General features: G+C 65.3%; 21 protein-coding genes, 1 tRNA gene and 1 pseudogene. 17 read left to right on the plus strand and 6 right to left on the minus strand.

Annotated elements, in window-relative coordinates:
• The first annotated feature begins 236 nt into the window (after positions 1-236).
• The 9 genes from rimP (at position 237) to D5687_RS03160 (ending at position 10,547) form a co-directional block, all read left to right on the plus strand.
• On the plus strand, positions 237-749 hold the full coding sequence (rimP, locus tag D5687_RS03125; protein ID WP_240031401.1) for a ribosome maturation factor RimP: 513 nt from the start codon (positions 237-239) through the stop codon (positions 747-749).
• Between the two features lie 18 nt (positions 750-767).
• Positions 768-2,261, plus strand: a complete 1,494-nt coding sequence (gene nusA / locus D5687_RS03130; protein WP_125198316.1) for a transcription termination factor NusA — start codon at positions 768-770, stop codon at positions 2,259-2,261.
• Between the two features lie 89 nt (positions 2,262-2,350).
• Entirely contained in the window at positions 2,351-4,960 is a 2,610-nt protein-coding gene (gene infB / locus D5687_RS03135; protein WP_125198317.1) for a translation initiation factor IF-2, read from the plus strand.
• Between the two features lie 10 nt (positions 4,961-4,970).
• Positions 4,971-5,402, plus strand: a complete 432-nt coding sequence (gene rbfA, locus D5687_RS03140) for a 30S ribosome-binding factor RbfA (protein ID WP_125198318.1) — start codon at positions 4,971-4,973, stop codon at positions 5,400-5,402.
• Positions 5,403-5,420: 18 nt separating this feature from the next.
• Positions 5,421-6,344: a tRNA pseudouridine(55) synthase TruB gene (truB, locus tag D5687_RS03145; protein ID WP_125198319.1), complete on the plus strand. Its 924-nt coding sequence runs from the start codon at positions 5,421-5,423 to the stop codon at positions 6,342-6,344.
• A 112-nt stretch (positions 6,345-6,456) separates the two neighbouring features.
• Positions 6,457-6,726, plus strand: coding sequence for a 30S ribosomal protein S15 (gene rpsO / locus D5687_RS03150; protein ID WP_125198320.1), 270 nt, complete (start codon positions 6,457-6,459; stop codon positions 6,724-6,726).
• Between the two features lie 41 nt (positions 6,727-6,767).
• On the plus strand, positions 6,768-6,893 hold the full coding sequence (locus D5687_RS11475; protein ID WP_255410295.1) for a hypothetical protein: 126 nt from the start codon (positions 6,768-6,770) through the stop codon (positions 6,891-6,893).
• Positions 6,894-7,116: 223 nt separating this feature from the next.
• The gene (pnp, locus tag D5687_RS03155) at positions 7,117-9,195 is read left to right on the plus strand and encodes a polyribonucleotide nucleotidyltransferase (RefSeq protein WP_370271295.1); all 2,079 of its coding nucleotides are present in this window, start codon (positions 7,117-7,119) and stop codon (positions 9,193-9,195) included.
• 77 nt (positions 9,196-9,272) lie between these two features.
• On the plus strand, positions 9,273-10,547 hold the full coding sequence (locus tag D5687_RS03160; protein ID WP_125198322.1) for an EAL and HDOD domain-containing protein: 1,275 nt from the start codon (positions 9,273-9,275) through the stop codon (positions 10,545-10,547).
• Positions 10,548-10,634: 87 nt separating this feature from the next.
• On the opposite strand, the gene D5687_RS03165 is transcribed toward D5687_RS03160, so the two are convergent.
• The 4 genes from D5687_RS03165 to D5687_RS03180 all read right to left on the minus strand — a co-directional run bounded on the left by D5687_RS03165 (position 10,635) and on the right by D5687_RS03180 (position 13,227).
• Positions 10,635-11,123 (minus strand): Crp/Fnr family transcriptional regulator, encoded by a 489-nt coding sequence (locus D5687_RS03165; RefSeq protein ID WP_158611727.1) that lies wholly within the window; start codon positions 11,121-11,123, stop codon positions 10,635-10,637.
• Between the two features lie 43 nt (positions 11,124-11,166).
• Positions 11,167-12,243, minus strand: coding sequence for a peptidylprolyl isomerase (locus D5687_RS03170; RefSeq protein ID WP_125198324.1), 1,077 nt, complete (start codon positions 12,241-12,243; stop codon positions 11,167-11,169).
• 65 nt (positions 12,244-12,308) lie between these two features.
• A complete protein-coding gene (locus D5687_RS03175; RefSeq protein WP_125198325.1) occupies positions 12,309-12,614 on the minus strand; it encodes a YciI family protein in 306 nt (101 codons plus the stop codon).
• Between the two features lie 34 nt (positions 12,615-12,648).
• Entirely contained in the window at positions 12,649-13,227 is a 579-nt protein-coding gene (locus D5687_RS03180) for a septation protein A (protein ID WP_125198326.1), read from the minus strand.
• A 186-nt stretch (positions 13,228-13,413) separates the two neighbouring features.
• Between D5687_RS03180 and D5687_RS03185 the strand changes: the two genes are divergently transcribed.
• Genes D5687_RS03185 through scpB form a run of 4 tightly spaced genes read left to right on the plus strand, consistent with a single transcriptional unit; the run spans position 13,414 to position 16,132 of the window.
• Positions 13,414-14,031 carry an L-threonylcarbamoyladenylate synthase gene (locus tag D5687_RS03185; protein WP_204742132.1) on the plus strand — a complete coding sequence of 206 codons (618 nt, stop codon included), beginning with the start codon at positions 13,414-13,416 and terminating at the stop codon, positions 14,029-14,031.
• A gap of 7 nt (positions 14,032-14,038) precedes the next feature.
• A complete protein-coding gene (locus tag D5687_RS03190; protein ID WP_204742118.1) occupies positions 14,039-14,695 on the plus strand; it encodes a site-2 protease family protein in 657 nt (218 codons plus the stop codon).
• A gap of 7 nt (positions 14,696-14,702) precedes the next feature.
• Positions 14,703-15,545 (plus strand): ScpA family protein, encoded by an 843-nt coding sequence (locus tag D5687_RS03195; RefSeq protein ID WP_125198328.1) that lies wholly within the window; start codon positions 14,703-14,705, stop codon positions 15,543-15,545.
• Positions 15,542-16,132 carry an SMC-Scp complex subunit ScpB gene (gene scpB, locus D5687_RS03200; protein WP_125198329.1) on the plus strand — a complete coding sequence of 197 codons (591 nt, stop codon included), beginning with the start codon at positions 15,542-15,544 and terminating at the stop codon, positions 16,130-16,132. The genes D5687_RS03195 and scpB overlap by 4 nt, the downstream gene beginning before the upstream one ends.
• A gap of 36 nt (positions 16,133-16,168) precedes the next feature.
• On the opposite strand, the gene D5687_RS11400 is transcribed toward scpB, so the two are convergent.
• A complete protein-coding gene (locus tag D5687_RS11400) occupies positions 16,169-16,510 on the minus strand; it encodes a hypothetical protein (protein WP_240031414.1) in 342 nt (113 codons plus the stop codon).
• Between D5687_RS11400 and D5687_RS11525 the strand changes: the two are divergent.
• The 4 genes and pseudogenes from D5687_RS11525 to D5687_RS03215 form a co-directional block, all read left to right on the plus strand.
• Positions 16,493-16,621: pseudogene (locus D5687_RS11525) on the plus strand (phosphate acetyl/butaryl transferase); the annotation flags it as partial. The gene D5687_RS11400 and the pseudogene D5687_RS11525 sit on opposite strands and share 18 nt — an antisense overlap.
• Positions 16,622-16,683: 62 nt before the next feature.
• Entirely contained in the window at positions 16,684-17,148 is a 465-nt protein-coding gene (locus D5687_RS11405) for a phosphate acyltransferase (RefSeq protein ID WP_255410296.1), read from the plus strand.
• 128 nt (positions 17,149-17,276) lie between these two features.
• Complete coding sequence (pgm, locus tag D5687_RS03210; RefSeq protein ID WP_125198330.1) at positions 17,277-18,923, plus strand: phosphoglucomutase (alpha-D-glucose-1,6-bisphosphate-dependent); 1,647 nt, start codon at positions 17,277-17,279, stop codon at positions 18,921-18,923.
• Between the two features lie 81 nt (positions 18,924-19,004).
• A tRNA-Arg gene (locus tag D5687_RS03215) sits at positions 19,005-19,081 on the plus strand.
• Between the two features lie 82 nt (positions 19,082-19,163).
• Here the strand turns inward: D5687_RS03215 and D5687_RS11350 are convergent.
• Positions 19,164-23,180, minus strand: a complete 4,017-nt coding sequence (locus D5687_RS11350; protein ID WP_204742121.1) for an EAL domain-containing protein — start codon at positions 23,178-23,180, stop codon at positions 19,164-19,166.
• Positions 23,181-23,277 lie beyond the last annotated feature (97 nt).

The raw sequence follows: 23,277 nt of genomic DNA on the forward strand, positions 1-23,277 counted from the left end.
CTCGGTCCAAGTGAGGCCTCGCGCGGACCGGGGTGAAACGGGACGGCATGGCCGCTCGTTGAAGCCATGGTGTATCCCGGGGTCGGATTGACTTTGGCAGGCGTTGTCTTTATATTCCGGTTCCCGCGAACATTGGCTTTAAGAGTGATGCCGGGCCCCATATGGGGCTTTTTTATTTTCCCGGCTCCCGGTCTTGCGAAAAGGGCGGGCAAAACCAGCAGAGGGTGCAGGCAGACGTGCAGAGAATCCCGGCGGCGATCGAAGACATGCTCAAACCGGTGGTCGAGGACCTCGGTTTCGAGTGGGTCGGCGGTGAGTTCCGCGGCGGCCCGTCTGGCCTGCTGCGCGTGTACATCGACCACCCGGATGGCATGACGCTCGAACACTGTGCCGACGTGAGTCGTGCCCTGGCGGGCGAACTCGACGTCGAAGACCCGTTCCCGGGCGCCTACCGGCTCGAGGTTTCCTCGCCGGGCGTCGAGCGGCCGATGTTCCGTACCGAGGATTTCGCCCGTTTCGTCGGGCACCGTGTGCGTCTGCGGCTGTACAAGCCGGTGGCGCAGCAGAAGAAGTTCGAAGGCGTCATTCAGGGCGTCGATGGCGAGGACATCACGGTCCTGGTCGACGAGGTGGGTGAACTGGTCTTCCGTTTCGAGGAAGCCGAGAAGGCCCACCTCGTCTATGAATTTGCCGACAACACCAAGCGTGGCCGCAACAAGCGCAAGAAGCGGCGCACGGCGCGGAAATAGAGCGATCTGGCTAGCAACATGAACAAAGAAATCCTTTTTGTCGTCGATTCGGTTTCCAACGAGAAGGGCGTCGATCGCGACGTGATCTTCGAGGCGATCGAGGCCGCGCTTGCCCAGGCAGCGCGCAAGCGTCACGGCGGTGACATCGAGACGCGCGTCGAGATCGACCGCGAAGACGGCAGCTATCGCACCTTTCGTCGCTGGCTGGTGGTCGAGGGCGAAACCTCCGAGCATCCCGAGCGCGAAATGATTCTCGAGGCCGCCCAGATGGACGACCCGGAAGTGCAGCTCGGCGACTACATCGAGGAAGAGATCGAGTCGGCGGAGTTCGGCCGGATCGCCGCCCAGGCCGCCAAGCAGGTGATCGTGCAGAAGGTGCGCGAGGCCGAGCGCCGCCAGGTGGTCGAAGCCTACGAAGATCGCAAGGGCACCCTGATCATGGGGCTGGTCAAGCGCATCGATCGCGGCAACGTCATCCTGGATCTGGGCGGCAATGCCGAGGCGATGATCCCGCGTGATGAGATGATCGGCCGCGAAGCCGTCCGTCCCGGCGACCGCCTGCGAGGTTACGTGACCGACGTGCGCCACGAGCCGCGCGGCCCGCAGATCTTCGTCTCGCGCACCGCGCCGGAATTCCTGATCGAGCTGTTCAAGCTTGAGGTGCCGGAGATCTCCCAGGGGCTGATCGAGATCGTCAACGCCGCCCGCGACCCGGGCCTGCGTGCCAAGATCGCGGTGCTCTCCAATGACCCGCGCATCGACCCGGTCGGCACCTGCGTGGGCATGCGTGGCTCGCGGGTCCAGTCGGTGACCAACGAGCTCTCCGGTGAGCGGATTGATATCATCGTCTGGGACGAGAACCCGGCCCAGTTCGTCATCAACGCGATGTCGCCGGCCGAGGTCGTCTCGATCGTCGTCGACGAGGACACCGGCAGCATGGACGTGGCGGTCAGCGAGGAGAACCTCTCCAAGGCAATCGGTCGCGGTGGCCAGAACGTCCGGCTCGCGAGCCAGCTGACGCGCTGGCAGATCAACGTCATGAGCGAAGAGCAGGCGATCGAGAAGGGCGAGACCGAGACGCGCCGCATCGTCGAGCAGTTCATGGAGGCGCTCGACGTCGACCAGGAAGTCGGTGAGGTGCTGGTCGAGGCCGGTTTCACCACCATCGAGGAAATCGCCTACGTGCCCACCGAGGAGCTGCTCGAGGTCGAGGGCTTCGACGAGGGCATCGTCGAGGAACTGCGCAACCGGGCACGCGATGCATTGCTGACCATGGCGATTGCCGGTGGCGGCGAGGCCGAGGAGGAAACCGAATCCTCCGGCGAGGCGCTGGCCCTCGAGGAGCTCGACGGGATGACGGCCGAACTGGCCGCCAATCTGCGCGAGAACAACATCAAGGACTCGGAAGACGTTGCCGAGCTTTCCATTGATGAGTTGACGGAATACGAAGGCGTGGACGAGGAGCTTGCCGGGCGGCTGATCATGGCCGCACGCGCACCCTGGTTCGCCTAATTGGTCGGCGAAGACCGACCCGTCGCCATCGGCAGGTGCCGAGGCGTGAAATCTCTATTCGATAGTTTGCAGGACCACAGGAGTCGTTAATGTCCGAGGTCACGGTTAAAGATTTGGCAAAAGTGGTAGGCGCCACCCCCGAACGGCTGCTTGAGCAACTGGCTGAAGCGGGCGTGACGGTCGCCTCCGTGGATGCCAGTGTCAGTGACGACGACAAGATGAAGCTGCTGGCCCATCTGCGCAAGTCGCGCTCGTCGGGTGAGGGAGAGGCGAAGTCGCCGTCCTCGCGCATCACGCTCAAGCGTCGCTCCCAGCAGGAGATAAAGGTCGGCGGCGGTGCCCGTGGCGGCAAGACCGTCGCGGTCGAATACCGTCGCCGCAAGACCTACGTCTCGCGTGATGAGGTCGAGCCGACCGAAGAGACCGAACAAGCCGAGCAGCCGGCCGAGGAAGTGACCCAGGCAGCACCGGTGGAAGAGCAGCCGGTCGCCGAGGCCGCGTCGCCGGTCGAAGAGGCGCCGAGCACGACCGCCGAGGCCGAGCCGGTCGAGCGCGAAGAGTCGCCTGCCGAGCCGGAGCCGGCGGCTGCCGAGCCGGTCGAGCCCTCTGCCGAGGAAAAGCCGGCTGAAGAGCCGGCGGCCGAGGAGAGCGCTCCCGCCGAGGAAGCGGCTGCAGGCGAAGGCGAAGACAAGGACGACGGCAAGAAGAAGTCGCGTCTGCGCATCGTGGCGATGCCGGAAGAGGCGCCGGGCATCCCGGTTTCTGCCGACGAAGGCAAGCCCAAGCGCGGCAAGCATGGCGGCAAGGGCCGTCATGCCCGCGAGAATGCCCGCGAAGAACTGCACCTCGGTGCCGGCGCCGGTCGTCGCCGCAAGAAAGGCAAGAAGGGCGCGGCCTCTAAGACGGCCGTGGCTACCCGGCACACCTTCGAGAAGCCGACCGCCCCGGTCGTTCGCGACGTCAATGTTCCCGAATCGATCTCGGTCGAGGAACTGGCCCAGCGCATGGCCGTCAAGGGCGTCGACGTGGTCAAGGTCCTGTTCAACATGGGCGTGATGGCCACCATCAACCAGGTGCTCGATCAGGACACCGCGATCCTCGTGGTCGAGGAAATGGGGCACACGCCGCACGCCGAGTCCGAGACCGCGATCGAGGACGAGGCGCTCGAGCAGGTCGAGCAGGGCGAAGCCATGCCGCGGCCGCCGGTCGTGACCGTCATGGGTCACGTCGACCATGGCAAGACCTCGCTGCTCGACCACATCCGTCGCGCCAAGGTGACCGCCGGCGAAGCCGGTGGCATCACCCAGCACGTCGGCGCCTATCACGTCGACACGCCGCGCGGCACCGTCACCTTCCTCGATACCCCGGGACACGAGGCGTTCACCGCCATGCGTGCCCGTGGGGCGAGCGCCACCGACGTGGTCGTGCTGGTCGTGGCGGCGGATGACGGCGTCATGCCGCAGACCAAAGAAGCGATCCACCACGCTCGTGCCGGCAACGTGCCGATGGTGGTGGCCGTCAACAAGATCGACAAAGAAGGCGCCGACCCCGAGCGGGTGCGCGCCGAGCTTTCGCAGGAAGAAGTGATTTCCGAGGAGTGGGGCGGCGATACGCAGTTCGTGCACGTCTCCGCGCACACTGGTGAAGGCATCGACCAGCTGCTCGAGGCAATTCTCCTTCAGGCCGAGCTCCAGGAGCTCAAGGCACCGGTCGAGGGCCACGCCATCGGCACGGTCGTCGAGTCCTCGCTCGAGAAAGGCCGCGGTCCGGTCGCGACGATCCTGGTTCAGAGCGGCACCCTCAAGAAGGGCGATACCGTGGTCGTGGGCAAGGAATACGGCCGGGTGCGTGCCCTGCTCGACGAGAACGGCAAGCAGGTCAAGTCGGCCGGCCCGTCCATCCCGGTGGTCGTGCTCGGTCTGTCCGGCACGCCGGAAGCCGGTGACGAACTGGTGGTGATCGAGGACGAGCGCAAGGCGCGTGAGATCGCCGAATTCCGCGAGGCGAAGCAGCGCGATTCGCGCCTGGCGGCCCAGCAGGCGGCCAAGCTCGAGAACCTGTTCGACCAAATGAAGGAAGGCGAGGTCGAGTCGCTGAACGTGCTGGTCAAGGCGGACGTACAGGGCTCCGCCGAGGCCATCCGCGACAGCCTGCAGAAGCTGTCGACCGATGACGTCAAGGTCAATGTCCTGATGAGCGGCGTCGGTGGGATCAACGAGTCGGACATCAACCTCGCGGCCACCTCAAGCGCGATCGTCATCGGCTTCAACGTCCGTGCCGACGCCGCTGCGCGCAAGACAGCCGGCGAGCAGGACGTCGAGATCCGTTACTACTCGGTCATCTACGAGATGCTCGACGACGTCAAGGCGGCCATGACCGGCCTGCTGGGCACCGAGACCCAGGAGAAGTTCGTCGGTCTGGCCGAGGTGCGGGACGTGTTCCGCTCGCCGAAGCTGGGCGCGATCGCCGGCTGCATGGTCACCGAGGGCGTGGTCAAGCGGAACAACCCGATTCGCGTCCTGCGCGACAACGTCGTCATCTACGAGGGCGAACTCGAGTCGCTGCGTCGCTTCAAGGACGATGCCCAGGAAGTCCGTTCCGGCATGGAGTGCGGCATCGGCGTGAAGAACTACAACGACGTCAAGGTCGGCGACCAGATCGAGGTCTTCGAGCGCTTCGAGGTCCAGCGGACCCTGTAAGGCAGACGTTATGGCACAGGGTTTTCAGCGCCACAAACGCGTGGCGGGCCAGATCAAGCGCGAGATCGCCGAACTGATCCGTGATTCCGGCGTGGACAGCGGGGCGAATGCGCCGTTGACCATGTTGACGGTCACGGACTGCGAGGTATCTCGCGATCTCGCCCACGCGCGCATCTTCTACAGCGTGCTCAACGCCGATGAACAGCCGATCGCCGAGCAATGGCTCAACGAGGCGGCTGGTTTCCTGCGTGGCGAACTGGGCCACCGCATGCGCCTGCGCATCGTCCCGCAGCTGACCTTCATCTTCGACAATTCGATCGAGCAGGGCATGCAGATGGATGCCCTGATTCGGGCCGTGCGCGACAAGGATGGGGATGCCGAGGACGGCGCCGACGAGCATGGTGCCGATCGGAACGGGTCCGAGGAAGACGACCGGCGCTGAGCCGGTCTCGTCCGTCGTATGGCACGCAAACGTCGCGGTCGCGAGATCAATGGCATCGTCCTGTTCGACAAGCCCCTGGGCTTGAGCTCGAACCAGGCGCTGCAGCGCGTCCGCCGATTGTTCGATGCCGCCAAGGGCGGTCACACCGGCAGTCTCGATCCGGCGGCCTCCGGGCTGCTGCCGGTCTGCTTCGGTCAGGCGACGCGCATTTCCGGATTGCTGCTCGACGCCGACAAGACCTACCGGGTGACCGGTCGCTTGGGCACGCGGACCGACAGCGGCGATCTCGAGGGTGAAGTTATCGACACCCGCGAGGTGCCGCCCATCGACAATGACACGATGGAAGCGGTGCTAGGCCGCTTTCGCGGTCGCGTCGAGCAGGTGCCGCCGATGTACTCGGCCCTCAAGCACGAGGGCAAGCGCCTCTACGAACTGGCCCGCGAGGGCAAGACGGTCGAGCGCAAGGCGCGCACGATCGATTTCCACGAGATCACGCTTGAGGCGCTCTCGTCCACCGAGTTCACCTTGCGGGTGCACTCGAGCAAGGGCGCCTACATTCGCACGCTGGTCGAGGACATTGGCGAGGCGCTCGGCTGCGGGGCGGTGGTCGCCGAACTGCGCCGCATCGGGCTAGGCCCGTGGTCGATGGACGAGCAGTCGACCTACCGGCTGGAGGACCTCGAGGCGATCGCCGCCGAGGGCGGGCTCGAGGCCCTCGATCGTGTTATCCTCCCGATCGATTCGGCGCTGGGCGCCTATCCGGCCGTCGTGCTGGACGCGACCAGTGTCACACCAATTCGCCATGGTCATCCGGTGTTTGTGCCCAACGCGCCACAAACCGGGTGGTTTCGACTCTATGCACCTGACGACCTCTTCCTGGGTATGGGGGAAGTGCTGGATGACGGGCGAACCGCGCCGCGACGATTGTTCGCGGCGTTGTAAGGGGCGCAAGCGCCCAAACGCATTGCGGGACGGTGGCCTTCAGGCAACAGGCTTGAACGACTGACCCGTGATGGACTTTTAAAGCTTCACCCAGGCAGATAGGAGAGTTCCCATGTCCCTGAACGAAAAGACTACCGCTGATATCGTTGCCGAGTTCGGCAAAGACGCGAACGACACCGGCTCCCCGGAAGTCCAGGTCGCGCTGCTGACCCAGCGGATCACGCACCTGACCGAGCACTTTGCGACCCACAAGCAGGATCACCACTCCCGCCGTGGCCTGCTCAAGCTGGTCAACCAGCGTCGCAAGATGCTCGACTACCTCAAGTCCAAGAGCCTGACCCGCTACCAGGACTTGATCAAGAAGCTGGGCCTGCGCAAGTAAGCGCATCCCGGTTACACTGGGGGAAACTCTGCACGAATGGCATGCCGCTCTGGCCTGTCGAGCCGTTCGTGATCAAGGCGCGTCGTCGCTGGCGTGCCGGTGGCCACGTCAAGACGGCGCAACGCGGAGCACGGGCTGCTCGCCAGGCCCCGGAGGGCGCATCTTGAGCCGGACATCTGCTATGTTGTCGTCCTTGGAAAGAGGATCACTCTTTCGCGGCGGACGAACGCCTTGCATCTGCCCGGCTCAAGACGCGCAGAGCGGCATGGCATTCGTGCAGAGTTTCCCTAAACCCGTCGCATTGCGGCGGGTTTTTTGTTTGCGAGGTGGTCAGCCGATCGTCTCGCCGCCCATCGAATACATTTGATACGTCAGGAGCCAAGCGTGGCAGTGAGCAAGCAATCCTTCGAGTACGGTCAACACACCGTCACCCTGGAGACCGGCGAAATCGCCCGGCAAGCCAGCGGGGCGGTCATGGTCACCATGGGCGAGACGGTGGTGCTGGTCACCGCAGTGGTCGCGCCGACCGCGGATCCGTCCAAGGATTTCCTGCCCCTGACGATCGAGTACCAGGAAAAGTTCTACGCGGCCGGACGGGTGCCGGGCAGCTTCTTCCGCCGCGAGGGTCGCTCGACCGAGGGAGAGACCCTGGTTGCACGCCTGATCGACCGTCCGGTGCGCCCGCTGTTCGCCAAGGGCTTCACCCACGAGACGCAGGTCATCGCTCAGGTGCTCTCGCTTGACCCCGAGGTCGACTCCGAGATTCCGGCCCTGATCGGCGCCTCGGCCGCCCTGTCGCTCTCGGGGGCACCGTTTGCCGGCCCGATTGGTGCCGCACGAGTCGGGCATATCGACGGCGAGTTCGTGCTCAACCCCAGCCCGGCGCAGCTGACCGAGTCACGCCTGGACTTGGTGGTTGCCGGCACGGACAAGGCCGTGCTGATGGTCGAGTCCGAGGCCGACCAGCTGCCGGAAGACGTCATGCTCGATGCGGTCATGTTCGGCCATGAGCAGATGCACGCGGCGATCGAGGCGATCGAGGCCCTCGCCGCCGAGGCCGGTCGCCCGACGATCGAATGGACCCCGCCGGCCGACAACTCGGCGCTGGCCGCCGAGATCGAGTCGGCCTTCCGCTCGGAGATCGAGTCGGCCTACCAGATCGCCGACAAGGCCGAGCGCGGTGGGCGTTTGGGGCAGTTGCGCGGCCAGATCCGAGAGCGGTTCGTCGACGAGACGGTCGAGCCGCCGGTCACCGAGAAGACGATCGATGGCCTGGTCAAGGGCATCGAGTCCGACGTGGTCCGAGGCGACATCCTCGCCGGCAAGCCGCGCATCGACGGGCGCGACACCCGTACCGTCCGACCGATCAGCATTCGCACCGGCTTTCTGCCGCGTGCCCACGGCTCGGCGCTGTTCACCCGCGGCGAGACCCAGGCGATGGTGGTCACCACGCTCGGCACCGCGCGCGACGCGCAGCTGATCGATGCAGTGGGTGGCGAGCGCAAGGAGCCGTTCCTGTTCCATTACAACTTCCCGCCGTTCTGCGTGGGCGAGACCGGCCGCTTCGGCGCACCCAAGCGTCGCGAAATCGGTCACGGCAACCTCGCTCGCCGTGGCGTGATGGCCGCCTTGCCGCCGGCCGAAGAGTTTCCTTACACCATCCGGGTCGTCTCAGAGATCACCGAGTCCAATGGCTCGTCCTCGATGGCCTCCGTCTGCGGTGCCTCGCTGGCCATGATGGATGCCGGCGTGCCGATGAAGTCGCCGGTGGCCGGCATCGCCATGGGCCTGATCAAGGAAGGCGAGCGGTTCGTCGTGCTGACCGACATCCTCGGCGACGAGGACCACCTCGGCGACATGGACTTCAAGGTTGCGGGCACGGCCGAGGGCGTGAATGCCCTGCAGATGGACATCAAGATCGAGGGCATCAACCGCGAGATCATGGAAGAGGCGTTGCGCGAGGCACGGGCCGGGCGCAGTCACATCCTCGGCTGCATGAACGAGGCGCTGGTCGAGGCCCGCACGGATCTGTCCTCGCACGCACCGCGTTTTATCACTGTGCGCATCAATCCCGAGCGCAAGGGCGACCTGATCGGCAAGGGCGGCTCGACCATCCAGGCGCTGACAAAGGAGACGGGAACCCAGATCGACATCAGCGAGGACGGGCTGGTCACCATCGCCGCGCCCAACGGCGAGGCCGCCGAAGAGGCCCGCCGCCGGGTCGAGGAACTGACCGCGGAGCTCGAGGTGGGCAAGGTCTATCACGGCAAGGTGGTGCGCGTGGTCGACTTCGGGGCGTTCGTCAACATCGCGCCGGGCAAGGACGGCCTGCTGCACATCTCCGAGATGGCCGAAGGTCGGGTGGAGAAGGTCACTGACATCGTCAACGAGGGCGACGAGGTGAACGTCAAGCTGCTCGAGGTCGATCGGCAGGGACGCCTGCGCCTGACCATGCGTTTCTCCGCATAGGTTGGCTGCGGGTATGATGGCTATCATGCCCGGAATTCGATACGTCGGGCGCCCACGAGACAAGTCGTAGCACCGTCATGGCACAACAGGCCGATCACAATCCCCCCAGCGACGAGGCGGTCCAACGGATCGTTCAGTCGGTGCGCCTCGCGCGCCAGCCGATCGTCGATGCCGATCTCAACACCATCGGGTACGAGCTGCTCTATCGGGCGGCGGATGCGGACCAGGTGGCCCGAATCGGCAATTCGAACCAGGCGACGGCGTCGACCGTACTCAACGCCCTGAGCGAGATCGGTCTCGACAGCCTGGTCGGTGGCAAGCAGGCATTCATCAACGTGCCGGGGAAGATGCTCTTCAGTGAGGTGCTGGAAGGGATCGTCGCCCCGTCGGTGGTGCTGGAGGTCCTCGAGACGATCGAGTGCGATGAGCAGACTGCCGAGGCCATCAAGCGCCTGAAGAAGGCCGGTTACCGCGTCGCCCTGGATGATTTCTCGCCCGAATTGATCGACAAGCCCTGCGTGGCCGAGTGCCATTACGTCAAGTTCGACGTGCTGGAGGTGGGGGTTGACCGGATCATTGCGGCATTGCCCGCTGCGCGCCGGGTCGGGGTCAAGGTCATCGCCGAGAAGGTGGAGGAGTGGGACGTCTACGATCGGCTGCGCGAGGCCGGGGTGGATTACTTCCAGGGGCATTTCGTCTCCCGGCCCGAGGTGGTGGTGCGGCCGACCGTGCGTGCCTCCAAAGCAAACCTGATGGGGCTGCTGATCCTGTTGCAGGACGACGAGGCCTCCATGGGCGAGATCGTCGAACGCATCAACACCGATCTGGCCTTGAGCTATCGGTTGTTGCGGCTGGTCAACTCGGCCGCCATCGGCCTGCGTCGCCAGGTCGACTCGGTCGAGGAGGCGGTGCGTCTGCTGGGGCTCAAGGCGGTGCGCAGCCTGGTCTACCTATCGGCGCTCACGGGCGTGGATGGCAAGCCGCCGGCTTTGATCCACAACACCATGATCCGGGCGCGCTTTGCCGAACTGCTGGCGGCACAAAGCCGGCTGGCGAATCCGCCGACCGCCTTCCTGGTCGGGCTGTTTTCCAATCTCGATGCCTTTTACAACCAGCCACTCGCGCAGTTGATCGAGGAGTTGCCGCTGACCGACGACATCGCGAAGGCCCTGCTGGAAGGGCAGGGAAGTCTCGGGGAATTGCTCGAGTACGTTCGCTTCTACGAGAAGGGCCAGTGGCTCGAGGCCGATGGCGAGACCGCGGTCTCCTCGCTCAACGAGGTGGCCCCGAACTGCTATCTCGATGCCGTGCGGTGGGACGAGGCATTAAGGGAGTCGCTCGGCAGCCCCTGACATTCGGCGCGCGCTCGCCTCCCGACAAGAAAAAAGGGCCGTGATCGTCGGATCACGGCCCTTTCTGCATCCGGATGTCCGGCCGGGTCAGAACCGGCCGATGCTCGGGTTGATATAGCTCAACAGTTCGCTGTGCTGACGGTTCATGCGCCGAATGATCTCGCGCACGCTGTGCACGATCGCGCGCATCACCTTGTATACCAGAATCGGATGGTCGACCAGCAACGACTCGAGGTGAGCCCGGTCGAGCATCACCACGTGCGCGTCGCCGACGGCGCGCAGGGTTGCGCTGTGCGGCGTGCCGTCGAGAAAGCCCGACTCGCCCGCGAGTTGCCCGGTCTCGAGCAGGTGCAGCGTGTCGGAGAATCCGCGGCCGGTATCACGGCTGACCGCGAATCGCCCCTGGACGACGACGAACAGCGTGTTGCTGCTGTGGCCTTCCTCGAACAGTATCTCGCCGTTGGCCACCGCACGACGCGTGCATACGTTGGCGAGCAGGCGGCACTGATCATCGTTGAGTTCCTGGCCCAGCGCGGTCTGCTTGAGCTCCTCGCCGTTTACGACTTGTTTCGTCATGGTCTTTCCTGTTGCCGTTTGACGGATGGGCGTAGCCCGCGGTTCAGGGCATGGCCTTGAGCGGCTCGGCCGGGAGATTGCCCATGTCGGCGTCATCTCCGGCTTTCTCGGCGTCGTCCGCGGCCTCTTCGCTGGCGTCGTCCTCGGCCTCTTCAGCGGCATCGGTATCGTCGTCCACCTGGGCCTCATTGCCGTCGCGCTCGACCATCGACCGGACGTCGCTGGTGAGAATCTCGACATTGGCCGATTCACGCAGCTCGGCGATCATGTCGTTGATGGCATCACGCCGGGCCCGATCTTCCAGCTCCGGACGCATCTGCTCGAGCGTCGGCTGGGGCATCGGGCGGGTTTCCTCGAGCTGCACGATGTGCCAGCCAAACCGCGTCTCGATCGGGTCCTCGGCACGCTGCCCCGGCTCCAGGGAACCAACGGCCTCGGCGAACGGTTCGACCATCTGGTCGAGGGAGAACCAGCCCAGATCGCCGCCATTCTCACCCGAACCGGTGTCCTTGGAGTGCTCTTGGGCCAGCTCGCCGAAATCGCCGCCCTCGTCGAGCTCCGCGATCAGCTCGCGGGCCGTTTCCTCGTCCTCGACCAGGATGTGCATGGCGCGGTACTGGGTCTCTTCGCCAAGGGCCTCCAGTTCGCGCTCATAAGCGGCCTCGACGTCCGCTTCGCTCAATTCCATCTCGGTCATGTAGTTCATGAGATAGGCGTTGGCGAGCTGGTTGTCGATCGCGTTCTGAACGCGCGCCTGGGTACGCGGGTCACTGTCGAGGCCCTGTTCGCGGGCGCGGTTGGCCAGCAGGCGTAGTTCGACCATGCGGCTTACCAGCCGATCCTCGGGCACCTCGGCGCCTAGATTCTCCTTCACCACCTCGAGGTTCTCGCGGTAGAGCGGTGAGCCGTTGATGCGGGCGATCACCTCGCCTCCTTCGATGGTGTCGAACGAGCCGGCCGGAGCGCTCTGCTGGCCCAGCGGGGTCTTCTCGGCGGACTGCGGGCGGTCGTCGCTGCAGCCGGTCATCGCCCCGGCGCTGAGCAACAGCCCCGCGCTCAGCGCGATCGCGAGGCGGTGGCGACGGTGCGGGATGCGATCGGTGGTCGGGTTGCTATCCATGAGAGGGTCCTTTGGTTTTTTTGGTGTGGTTCGTTGTTCGTTTTGTTGGGTGGTGCCGTCTGGCGCTAGCCGGTGGCACCGAAAATCGGCTTGTAGGGTCGGACGTCGACCGAGGCGTAGACTCCGCCGGCGTGGAACGGGTCGGCCTCGGCCCAGGCGCGAGCCGCATCCAGGCTTTCGAAGGCCGCGACGATCAGGCTGCCTGACAGCCCCCGTTCGGGGTCGGCGGGGTCGATCGGCAGGGGGCCGGCGGTGAGGATGCGGCCCTCGCTGGTCATCGACTCGATGCGCGCACGGTGGGCGTCGCGGTGCTTTGCCCGCAGCGGGGCGCTGTCGGCCACGTCATTGGCCACGATCATAAACCATTGCATTGGCGGTGCGTCCTCTGTTGCCGTCCGGGAGCGATCAGGGGCGTTCGTCACCGTCCTGAGGGCCGGTCTCCGCCTCGACCTCGGCCGGGCGTTCGGCATACAGGCCGAGATAGAGCCCCTGCAGGATCATGAACACGAAGGTCATGCCCATCAAGCCGAACAGCTTGAAGTTGACCCAGAACGCCTCGGAAAACTGGTAGGCGACCAGGATATTGGCCAACCCCGACAACACGAAGAAACCTACCCAGGCCCAGTTGACCCGGTGCCAGATGGTCTTGGGTACCTGGATGATGTGCTCCATCATCCGCTGGACCAGCGGCTTCTTGCCGATGAACGCGCTGCCGAGGAACACCAGCGCGAACAGCCAGTTGAGGATGGTGGGCTTCCACATGATGAACAGCGGGTTGTGCAGGATCAGCGTCATGCCGCCGAACAGGACGATCAACCCGGCCGAAACCCAGTGCATCCGCTCGACCTTGCGCCACATCAGCCAGCCGGCGGCGATCTGCACCACCGAGGCCACCATGGCCACCGCGGTGGCGACATAGATACCCTCCAGGTGGTAGGCACCGAAGAACAGCAGGATGGGGAAGAAGTCGAACAGGAATTTCATCGTGTCTCGCGTAACGGTAAGGAGCCTGGAATCGAGGGCGGCAGGACGTGCCCGCGGCCGCTTGCAGTACACTAACATGGGCGTGAGGGCGCGGGGAGCGAGCCGTTTGGCGACCCGCTCCCCCAAGCCATCAACCGGGCCCGCCGCCACTGCCATCCGACGCCACGAGGGTCAGCCATGACCAAAATGCTCGACATCCATCCCGAGACCCCCCAGCCACGCTTCGTCAAGCAGGCCGCCGACGCGATCGCTCGCGGGAAGATCGTGGTCGTACCGACCGACTCGGGATACGCGCTTGCCTGCCGCCTGGAGGACAAGAACGCGATCGAGCGCATCGGGCAGATTCGTCGTGACGATGGCATCCACCATATGACCCTGTCGGTGCGCGATCTATCCGAGCTGGGCGTCTATGCCAAGGTGGATAATGTTCAGTTTCGTTTTCTCAAGACCCACATCCCCGGTCCCTATACCTTCATTCTGCCGGCGACACGCGAGGTTCCACGGCGATTGCAGCACGAGAAGAAGCGCTCGATCGGCCTGCGGGTGCCTTCCCAGGTGGTCTTGCGCGCCATTCTCGAGGCCCTTGACGCGCCGATCCTGAGCGCCTCTCTGGTGATCCCGGACTTGGACGAACCACTGGACGATCCGGAGTTGTTCCCGACCGCGGTCACCAACCAGGTCGACCTGATCGCCGGCGCGGGCTTTCTCGAGCAGATCCCGGGCACGGTGCTCGACCTGACCGGCGAGGATTTCGAGGTCCAGCGCGAAGGGCTCGGCGGCGTGCCGCCCGAACTGGCGGACTGAGCCGGGCGTGCTGGAGCTCTCGTTCCTGCAGAAGATCGCGATCGGCATCCTGCCGATCCTGTTGGCGGTGACCGTGCACGAGGCGGCGCACGGTTATGTCGCCAACGCGCTGGGCGATCCCACCGCCAAGCGGGCCGGGCGACTGACACTCAACCCGCTCCCTCACATCGACTGGCTGGGCACGCTCGTCGTGCCGCTGCTGATGTACCTGTTCACGCCGTTCGTGTTCGGCTGGGCCAAGCCGGTACCGATCAATGCCGCCCGGCTGCGCAACCCGCGTCGCGGCATGTTCCTGGTGGCGGCGGCCGGCCCCGGGGTCAATATTCTGATGGCGCTCGGCTGGGCGCTGGTTACCGTGCTGGCGTTGAAGGGGCTCGACGGCGGTATGCGTTTCGCCGAAGCGTTGGCCCTGATGGGGCAGGTGGGGATCTTCATCAACCTGATCCTCGCCGTGTTCAACCTGCTGCCCATCCTGCCGCTCGACGGTGGACGGATGCTGGTGGCCGTGCTGCCGGCGAGCTGGGGCGACCGGTTGTCACGCCTCGAGGCGTGGGGGTTGCCGATCGTGGTGGTGCTGCTGGTCAGCGGGGTGCTCTCGGCGATCCTGATGCCGATCATGGGCACGCTGCTCGGCTGGTTCAACGCGTTGATTCATGTCTTCTGAGGGCACCATGCCAGAAACGGATTCGCGACGCTGGGTCGATGCCACCCCGCGCGTCTCCGGCCAACCGCTCGAGCAGTTGCCGCTGGATCTCTACATCCCGGCCGACGCGCTCGCGATCTGGCTCGAGCAGTTCGAGGGGCCGCTGGATCTCCTGCTCTACCTGATCCGCAAGCACAACATCGACATCCTCGAGATCCCGGTCGCACGGGTCACCGAGCAGTACCTCGAGTATCTCGCCCTGATGAAGTCGATGGCGATCGAACTGGCCGCCGAATACCTGCTGATGGCCGCGTGGCTCGCCGAGATCAAGTCGCGCATGCTCCTGCCGCCCGAGCCGCGCGAGGACGACGAGGAGGAACCGCTCGATCCGCGCGCCGAGCTGGTCGAGCGCCTGCTCGAGTACGAGCGCACCACCCGGGCCGCCGGTCTCCTCGACGAGCAGCCAAGGCGCGGTCGCGACTGGTTCGACCTCTCGGTCGAGCCGCCCGAGCAGCTGCCCGCGCCAGCGGTGCCGGCCGATCTTGCCGGGCTGATCGCGGCGATGAACGGCCTGCTGCGCGAGGGCAGCGTGCGTCGTGCCCACCACGTGCGCGCCGAGGGGCTTTCCATTCGACAGCGCATGACCGATATCCTCGATGCGCTGGCGGACCGGAGGAGTTGCGAGCTGGCCGAGGTGTTTCACCCCGAGGAGGGGCGGATGGGCGTGGCCGTGACCACAGTGGCGGTGCTGGAACTCTCCCGCACTCACGCACTCGACTGGTCGCAGGAACAGCCCTTCGGCCCCGTGACCCTGTTTCGCCTGGCCGGCTCGCCGAGCGAGCCGGCCGTTGAGGAGGAAATGCCCCGATGACCGACAAGGTGCCACCCGCGATGCCCACCGGCAGCGAGCCGCCCGAGGGGCTGGTCGAACTGGTCGAGGCCCTGCTGCTCACGGTTGATGAGCCGCTGTCGCTGGAGGCGCTGGGCGCCATGGTGGGTCAGGAGACCGCGCCGGAGCTGCTCGAGGCGACGCTCGCGCGCGTGGCCGCCCGGTGGGAGTCGCATCGCTTCATCGAGCTGGCCAGCCGCGAGATCGGCGGGCGCCGGGTTTGGCACCTGGTGGCCACCGCCGCCGTGGCCCCGTACCTTAAGGCGGGTGACCCCGGACGGGTGCCCAAGCTCAGCCGCGCGGCGCTGGAGACGCTGGCATTGATCGCCTGGCGCCAGCCGATCACCCGTGGCGAGATCGAGGCAGCCCGCGGGGTGGCGGTCAATCCACAGATCCTCAAGCAACTGGTCGAACGGGGCTGGGTGCGGAGCCTGGGCGTCAAGGACAGCCCGGGACGGCCCGAGATGCTGGGGACCACGCGCGAGTTTCTTAGTGACTTCGGCCTGAATTCGCTGGCGGAACTGCCGGATTTCGAGCGTTTCGCCGGCCAGGACGACATCGACGTGTGATGGGAGGTTTTCCAATGAACATTGGCGCGCCGGTTGTCACATCGTTACCGACAGGGAGAGGTCATGACCCAGCATTCCGCCGATGAAATCCGCAGTCTCGATCAGCTGATCCAAGAGGCGCGTGCCCTGCCGCCGGCCCCGACGGCCGTGGTCGGGGCCGACGAGGTGCATATCATCGAGGCGGCGCGTCACGCGGCCGACGCCGGGCTGATCGAACCGGTGCTGATCGGCCGGGGCGCGCGCATCGAGGCGCTCATGGCCGAGCAAGGCGTGAGCTTCCCGGTCATCGATGCGCCCGGTCCGGAACAGGCCGCCCGAGCAGCGGTCGATGCGGTCGAGTCCGGCCGGGTGAGTCTGCTGATGAAGGGGGCGATCCACAGCGACGTGTTCCTGCGGCCGATCATCCGCGAACTGCGGCGCGGCCCGCGCATCTCGCACGTGTTCATGGCCGAGATGGCCAGCTACCACAAGCTGCTGTTCATCACCGATGCGGCGATCAATATCCAGCCGGACGTGCGCGCCAAGGCCGAGATCCTGCAGAATGCTGGTGGTTGGGCAACCAGCGCGCGCGGGTGGCGGCCCTGTCGGCGATCGAGATGGTCAACCCGGCCATTCCCTCGACCCTGGATGCCGCCTGCCTGGCCAAGATGGGCGAGCGCGGCCAGATCGCGCATGCGCAGATCGACGGGCCGTTGGCCTTCGACACGGCGATCTCGGGCGAGTCGGCGCGCATCAAGGGCCTGATCAGCCCCGTGGCGGGCCACGCCGACATCCTGTTGGTTCCGGATCTGGTCTCAGGCAATATCCTCTACAAGGACCTCGAGTACCTGGCCGGGGCGCGTTTTGCCGGCATCGTGCTGGGCGCCTGCGTGCCGGTGGTGCTCACCTCGCGGGCCGATCCCGAACAGGTGCGGATCGCCTCGCTGGCCCTGGCACGCGTAGCCGCCCATCGCCAGGCGCAGGTCGACCCGCTGCCGCCGTTCGAGGCCGGCAGTTGTGGCCATCTGCCGCATTGAGGCAGGGCCGATGTCGGTCCAGGCCATTGCCGCCAGAGCCCAAGGAACTCTGGGCCACCGACCTCGATCCCATCCGTTTCAACGTTTTCACGACGTCTAAGACCGTACAGCCGAAGGATTCTCTATTCATGCCATTGCACGAACTTGCCGGCCAGACCCCGCCCCGTGACTTTCTCGTCGACGTGCCACGTCTGATCAGTGCCTATTACCAGGGCGAACCGCTGGTGGAGGACCCGTCGCAACGCATTTCCTTCGGTACCTCGGGCCATCGCGGCTCGAGCTTGACCGGCTCGTTCAACGAGGCCCACATTGCCGCGGTGACCGCCGCGCTGGTCGAGTACCGCCGCAGCCAGGGGATCGACGGGCCGATCCTGATCGGTTTCGACACGCATGCGCTGGCTTGGCCGGCGTTCATGACCTGCATCGAGGTGCTGGCGGCCGCCGGTGTGCCGTTTCGCTATCAGCACGACAATGCCCCCACCCCCACGCCGGTAATTTCCCAGGCGATCATCGCGGTCAACCGGCAACGTGGCCAGGGTGGAGCGCGTTGTGACGGCATCATCCTGACGCCCTCGCACAACCCGCCGGGTGACGGCGGCTTCAAGTACAACCCGCCCCATGGTGGCCCGGCGGATACCGAGGCCACCGGCTGGATCGAGCGTCGTGCCAACGAGTTGCTGGCGGACTGGCAGGCCATCTCCCGTCAGCCATTCGACCGCGCGATCAAGGGCGATGCCGCTCAGGGCGTCGATTTCATCCGTCCCTACGTCGAGGCACTCGACACGGTGGTGGACATGCAGGCGATTGCCCGTGCCGGCGTGTCGATCGGCGTCGATCCGATGGGTGGGGCGGGGCTGCCATACTGGGAGCCGATCGCCGAGCATCACGGCCTCGACCTGACCGTCGTCAATCGCCAGATCGAGCCCGATTTCCGGTTCATTCCGCTGGACCACGACGGCAAGATCCGCATGGACTGCTCCTCGCCGTACGCGATGGCGGACTTGCTCAAGATCAAGGACCGCTTCGACGTGGCCTTCGGTAACGACACCGATGCCGACCGTCACGGCATCGTCAGCCCCGAAGGCGGGTTGATCAATCCCAACCACTTCCTGTCGGTTGCGATCGACTACCTGTTCGGCCAGCGACCCGACTGGCGAGGTGATCTCAAGGTGGGCAAGACCATCGTGTCGAGCTCGATGATCGATCGTGTCGCCGGCGGACTGGGGCGCGAGGTCTATGAAACGCCGGTGGGCATCAAGTGGTTCCAGCCGGGCCTGACCGACGGCTGGTTGGGCTTCGGTGGCGAGGAATCGGCCGGGGCGACCTTCCTGGCCCGCAACGGCGAGCTCTGGAATACCGACAAGGATGGATTGACCATGGGGCTGTTGGCCGCCGAGATCCTCGCGGTGACCGGGGAGGATGTCTGGGCGCGCTTCAATCGCCTGATCGATCAGTATGGTCAGCCGTTCTACGCCCGTCGCGATGCCGGCCTGAGCGTCGAGCAGAAGGAGCGCTTCAAGGCACTTGACCCGAACAGCCTTGTGATCGACACCCTGGCCGGCGAGACGGTCACCGGTATCCGCACGCGGGCCCCCGGTAACGACGCGCCGATCGGTGGGCTCAAGGTGGAGACGGCCAACGGCTGGTTCGCCGCGCGCCCCTCCGGGACCGAACCGATCTACAAGATTTACGCCGAGAGCTTCCGTGACCCGGGCCACCTCGAGGAAATCTTCGCCCAGGCCGAGCAGGTGGTCGGTGACGCGCTAAACGGGTAAGAACCCGGGTGTCCCATGGACGTGAGGCGGCCAAGCCGCTATCATGCCGCCCTTGCCTGGTGAGGCCTCCTCACCAAGAACGCGCCCGTAGCTCAGCTGGATAGAGTGTCGGCCTCCGAAGCCGAAGGTCACAGGTTCGAATCCTGTCGGGCGCACCAGATATGGCGGCTGCCTGTCGCCAAGAAAAACGCCCCCGCGAGCGCTGCTCCGGGGGCGTTTTTCTTGCGCTCAGGGCAAGTTTTATGACGTGGGCGGGTCGAGGTGATCGGCGATCTGCTGGTCGTTTCGCAGGCAGCGGGTGAGTTCGTCGAGCGGCATCGGCCTGGCGAACAGATAACCCTGCAGGATGTCGCACCCCCAGCCGACCAGGATGTCGCGCTGGGCCTCGGTCTCGATCCCCTCGGCGACCACCTTGATGCCCAGGTGGTGTGCCATCGAGATTACCCCCTGCACGATCGCCGCGTCGTCGGCACTGTGTTCCACGCCGCTGATGAAACTGCGGTCGATCTTGATCTTGTCGATCGGCAGGTGCTTCAAGTAGCTCAGGCTGGAGAAACCGGTGCCGAAATCGTCGATCGAGACGCTGATGGTGCTGTCACGCAGCTGGTGCAGGGTCTCGATGGCCGTTTCGGTCTCGTTCATCAGGATGCCCTCGGTCAGTTCGAGTTCCAGCCGGTTGGCCGGCAACCCGCTGAGCTCGAGCATTCGCCGAATGGTGGCAAGGAAGTTGGGGCGATTGAACTGGATCGGCGAGAGATTGATCGCCATCCGGCCTTCGGCCATGCCGAGATCGGCCAGGGTCTTCATGTCACGACAGGCGCGTTCAAGGACCCACTCGCTCAGCGGGATGATCTGGCCGGTTTCCTCGGCGAGCGGAATGAAGGTGGCCGGCGAGATCCAGCCGTGAGTCGGGTGGTGCCAGCGTAGCAGGGCCTCGAGTCCGGCAATGCGGCGTTCCTCGCCCAGCACCAGCGGTTGGTAGAAGACCTGGAAGTCACCGCGCTCCAGCGCTTCCTGCATGTCGTTGCGCAGCCCCACCCGCTGACGCACCTGGCTATCGATTTCCTCGTTGAAGATCTGGCAGGTGTTGCGCCCCTGTTGCTTGGCCCGGTACATGGCCATGTCGGCCTGCTGGATCAGGGTGCCCGGATTCTGTATGTCCGGCTCGCTGATAGCGATGCCGATGCTCGCGCTCAGGTACAGCTCGTGCTCGTCGATGCGGTAGGGACGACCGATCTCCGGCAGCAGCCGCTCGGCGACCATCAGCGCCTCGTCCTCGCCGTCGATGTCGGCGAGCAGCGTGACGAACTCGTCGCCACCGAAACGTGCCAGCGTGTCTTCCGCCCGCATCTGGCCTTCGAGCCGGCGTGCCACTTCGATCAAAATCTTGTCGCCTATGGCGTGGCCCAGACTGTCGTTGATCGGCTTGAACTCGTCGAGATCGATGAACAGCACCGCCACCCGGGTGGCGCGACGGCGGGTGAGCTCGACGGTGTGCTGCAGGCGATCCTCGAACAGGGACCGGTTGCCCAGGCCCGTCAGCGCGTCATGGGTGGCGTTGAAGGCCAGCTGGGCCTCGTAGGACTTGTGTGCCGAGACGTCGTTCTGCAGCCCGATGAAGTGGGTGACCTCGCCGTGCTCGTCTTCGACCGGGGCGATATGCAGCTCGTTCCAGAACTGGGTGCCGTCCTTGCGGTAGTTGCGCAGCAACACGCGGACCGGCTGTTTCTTGGCCAGTCCCAGGCGAATCTGGTCGATGGCGGCCGGGTCGGTCTGTTCACCTTGCAGGAAGCGGCAGTTGCGGCCTAACGCCTCCTCGGCCCGGTAGCCGGTGATCTGGGTAAAGGCGGCGTTGGTGTAGACGATCGGCAGGTCGGGTTTTCTGGCATCGGCGATGATGACGCCATGAATGCTTGCCTCGACGCTGCGCTCGAGCGTGCGCAGGCGTCGCTCCTGGCGCTTGCGGATCGTGATGTCCTTGGCAATGCCATAGGCCGCCTCGATGCGGCCGTTGATCACCATCGGCAGGAAGGTGACGTCGAATTCGTGCCGGCTGGCGTCGTCGTGGGTGACGGTCAACTCGGCGACCTGGGTCCGTCCACGCAGGGTGCGATCGACCGCCTTTTGGATCGGTTGGCGTTCGCTCGCGTCGATCAACTCGATCAACGACTGCCCCGAAAGCTCGTCGGAGGGGCGGTTGAGCATGGTCTCGGTGGCGTGATTGAACGTCCGGAGCCGCCCGTTGCTGTCCAGCGAGAACACCGCGTCGGGGTTGTAGGCGAATAGCGAACGGTAGCGTTGCTCGTTTTCCTCGAGGGCGATGCGATCGCGGTGACGCTCGATCGCCAGCGAGACCAGGTCCGCCGCCCGGGCAATCTGGCGGCGATGGGTCTGCGACGGTATTCCCGGCACGCTGCGGTAGCTGGCAAAGGTGCCGAGTGCCTGGCCATCGGAGGATAGAAGGGGGTAGGACCAGCAGGAACGCAGGCCATTCTCGGTTGCCAGTTCGGCGAAACCGGCCCAGCGCTCGTCCTGGGCGATGTCCTCCGTGAACACCGGCTCCCGGCGGTGGGCCGATGCACCACAGGTGCCGATATCGGTGATCGGGATCATGGTCATGGCCGCCCGGTAGGCCGCATTGAGGCTGGGGGCGGCGGCTAGATGGAGGTTCTCGCCGCTCTCGTCGCTGAGCATGATCGAGCAGCGCGAGTCGGGATTATGCTCCTCCATCAGTTCGCACACCGATACCAGCGTGTGCTCGAGCGATTCGGAGTGCAGGATCATCTGCTGGATGATCTGCTGGGATTCGAGTTCGCGGCGGGCGGCCGACAACCGGCGGGTCTGCTCGAGCCGACTGAGCCCCAGCGCCAGCAACAGGACGACCAGGTGCGTGATCGCCAGACCCACCAGGGCGACCGCCGACGGCAGCACGGAGGCGATGGCCGGTTGTTGTCCATCCTCGAGATAACTGGTGGCCGTCAGGGAGGGGCCGAAGGGCAGCGTCAAATCCCGTTGCGCAAGAACTGTCTGATGGTCGTGCTGCGTCGGATCGGTGTAGAGCTCGATGTGGGCACCGTCGGCGAAATCGAGGTGTACGGCGAGCGGCTGGGTAGTCGGCCGCATCGCCCTCTTGAGCAAGTGGTTGAAATCGAGCAGGGCGAGAAATTGCTGTTCACGCCGTTGCGGATTGACCATGGGCACGGCAACGAGGCTGGTGCTGTTGCCATGGGACGGGGTGTCGGCCAGCAACAGCAATCGCGGAGAGGGTCGGGGCTCGGATAGCCAGTGTCGGGTGTCCTGCTGTGAAAGCAATTCGTCGAGCAGATCGCTGCCGCTGGGGCCACGGCTCGAATGCCACACCGCCTGCTGTTGATCGTCCAGCATGGCGATCACCTGCAGGCTTTCCATGTCCCGCATGTAGGTGTCTGCCTCGCGCTCGCGGATCGACTCGGCGGTGGGCAGGCGGCCGATCAACTGCCAGCGCTCGGCAAGACGTCCCAGCGTTCTGACACGGTCGGTGAGTACCTGCTGACCGATACCTTCGACCTGGTCGAGCTGGGCCTCGCCAATGGCCTGCAGGTCGCGATTGTGAACCAAGGACAGCTCGTACCACGCCAGGGCCGCGAGTAGCGAGCCGACCAGGCCGGCTGTCACCGCGACGGAGCCCAGTTCCTTGAGGTCGGTTTGGCGCAAGCGGCTGGCGAGCAGCATTGCGCCGCCGAACAGGAGCGTGAACAGCACCGCCACCCAGGCGGTTGTCGACTGGAATTGGAGCCAGGGCGAATTGCCCAGCAGCATCCAGAACGCCGATATGCCACCCAGGAACAGCATCAGGGTGCCGACCCAGCGCCAGGGACGGCGGACCAGACGCGAACCACCGGGGATCATCAGGCAGATGGCAATGGCGATCAGCAGCAGGGCCGCTTCGACGGAGAGGTGATCGTGACCGCTGTGGATTGCATCCATGGCGGCGGGCGCGTGGATGCCATGGACGACAAGGCTGTAGCCCACCAGCAGCAGGAGCGTCCCGCCGGCCGCGGTGTGCAGCAGGCGCCAGCCTTGCAGGTGAGCCCCCAGACCGATGCCGGCAAGCAAGGCCGCCAGAGCGCTCTCACGGGGCAGGGGCAGGCCCAGAGGCCCCGGGCTGGTGATCAACAGTGGCGCGAGCAGGCCCACCGTACCTATCGTCAGGCACGCGGCTACCACCATCAGCAGGTAGGACTTGGTCAGTAACGGGCTGTCGGCGGCGGGCGTCATCTGGTCCTGGGAGTGCACCGGTGGTTTATTGGATCTTTTCTTGGTGCGTACACCTTGGATCGGGGCAACCCTTCCAAGGCAATCGCGCGGTGCTCCG

The organism is Guyparkeria sp. SCN-R1 (genome assembly GCF_003932495.1).
GTDB lineage: Bacteria > Pseudomonadota > Gammaproteobacteria > Halothiobacillales > Halothiobacillaceae > Guyparkeria.

What these genes read in the sequence shown, in the direction of transcription:
- nusA (WP_125198316.1), top strand. Translation starts at nt 768, where the DNA reads ATGAACAAAGAAATCCTTTTTGTCGTCGATTCGGTTTCCAACGAGAAG.
- infB (WP_125198317.1), top strand. Translation starts at nt 2,351, where the DNA reads ATGTCCGAGGTCACGGTTAAAGATTTGGCAAAAGTGGTAGGCGCCACC.
- rbfA (WP_125198318.1), top strand. Translation starts at nt 4,971, where the DNA reads ATGGCACAGGGTTTTCAGCGCCACAAACGCGTGGCGGGCCAGATCAAG.
- truB (WP_125198319.1), top strand. Translation starts at nt 5,421, where the DNA reads ATGGCACGCAAACGTCGCGGTCGCGAGATCAATGGCATCGTCCTGTTC.
- rpsO (WP_125198320.1), top strand. Translation starts at nt 6,457, where the DNA reads ATGTCCCTGAACGAAAAGACTACCGCTGATATCGTTGCCGAGTTCGGC.
- D5687_RS11475 (WP_255410295.1), top strand. Translation starts at nt 6,768, where the DNA reads ATGCCGCTCTGGCCTGTCGAGCCGTTCGTGATCAAGGCGCGTCGTCGC.
- D5687_RS03160 (WP_125198322.1), top strand. Translation starts at nt 9,273, where the DNA reads ATGGCACAACAGGCCGATCACAATCCCCCCAGCGACGAGGCGGTCCAA.
- D5687_RS03165 (WP_158611727.1), bottom strand. Translation starts at nt 11,123, where the DNA reads ATGACGAAACAAGTCGTAAACGGCGAGGAGCTCAAGCAGACCGCGCTG.
- D5687_RS03170 (WP_125198324.1), bottom strand. Translation starts at nt 12,243, where the DNA reads ATGGATAGCAACCCGACCACCGATCGCATCCCGCACCGTCGCCACCGC.
- D5687_RS03175 (WP_125198325.1), bottom strand. Translation starts at nt 12,614, where the DNA reads ATGCAATGGTTTATGATCGTGGCCAATGACGTGGCCGACAGCGCCCCG.
- D5687_RS03180 (WP_125198326.1), bottom strand. Translation starts at nt 13,227, where the DNA reads ATGAAATTCCTGTTCGACTTCTTCCCCATCCTGCTGTTCTTCGGTGCC.
- D5687_RS03185 (WP_204742132.1), top strand. Translation starts at nt 13,414, where the DNA reads ATGCTCGACATCCATCCCGAGACCCCCCAGCCACGCTTCGTCAAGCAG.
- D5687_RS03195 (WP_125198328.1), top strand. Translation starts at nt 14,703, where the DNA reads ATGCCAGAAACGGATTCGCGACGCTGGGTCGATGCCACCCCGCGCGTC.
- scpB (WP_125198329.1), top strand. Translation starts at nt 15,542, where the DNA reads ATGACCGACAAGGTGCCACCCGCGATGCCCACCGGCAGCGAGCCGCCC.
- pgm (WP_125198330.1), top strand. Translation starts at nt 17,277, where the DNA reads ATGCCATTGCACGAACTTGCCGGCCAGACCCCGCCCCGTGACTTTCTC.
- D5687_RS11350 (WP_204742121.1), bottom strand. Translation starts at nt 23,180, where the DNA reads ATGACGCCCGCCGCCGACAGCCCGTTACTGACCAAGTCCTACCTGCTG.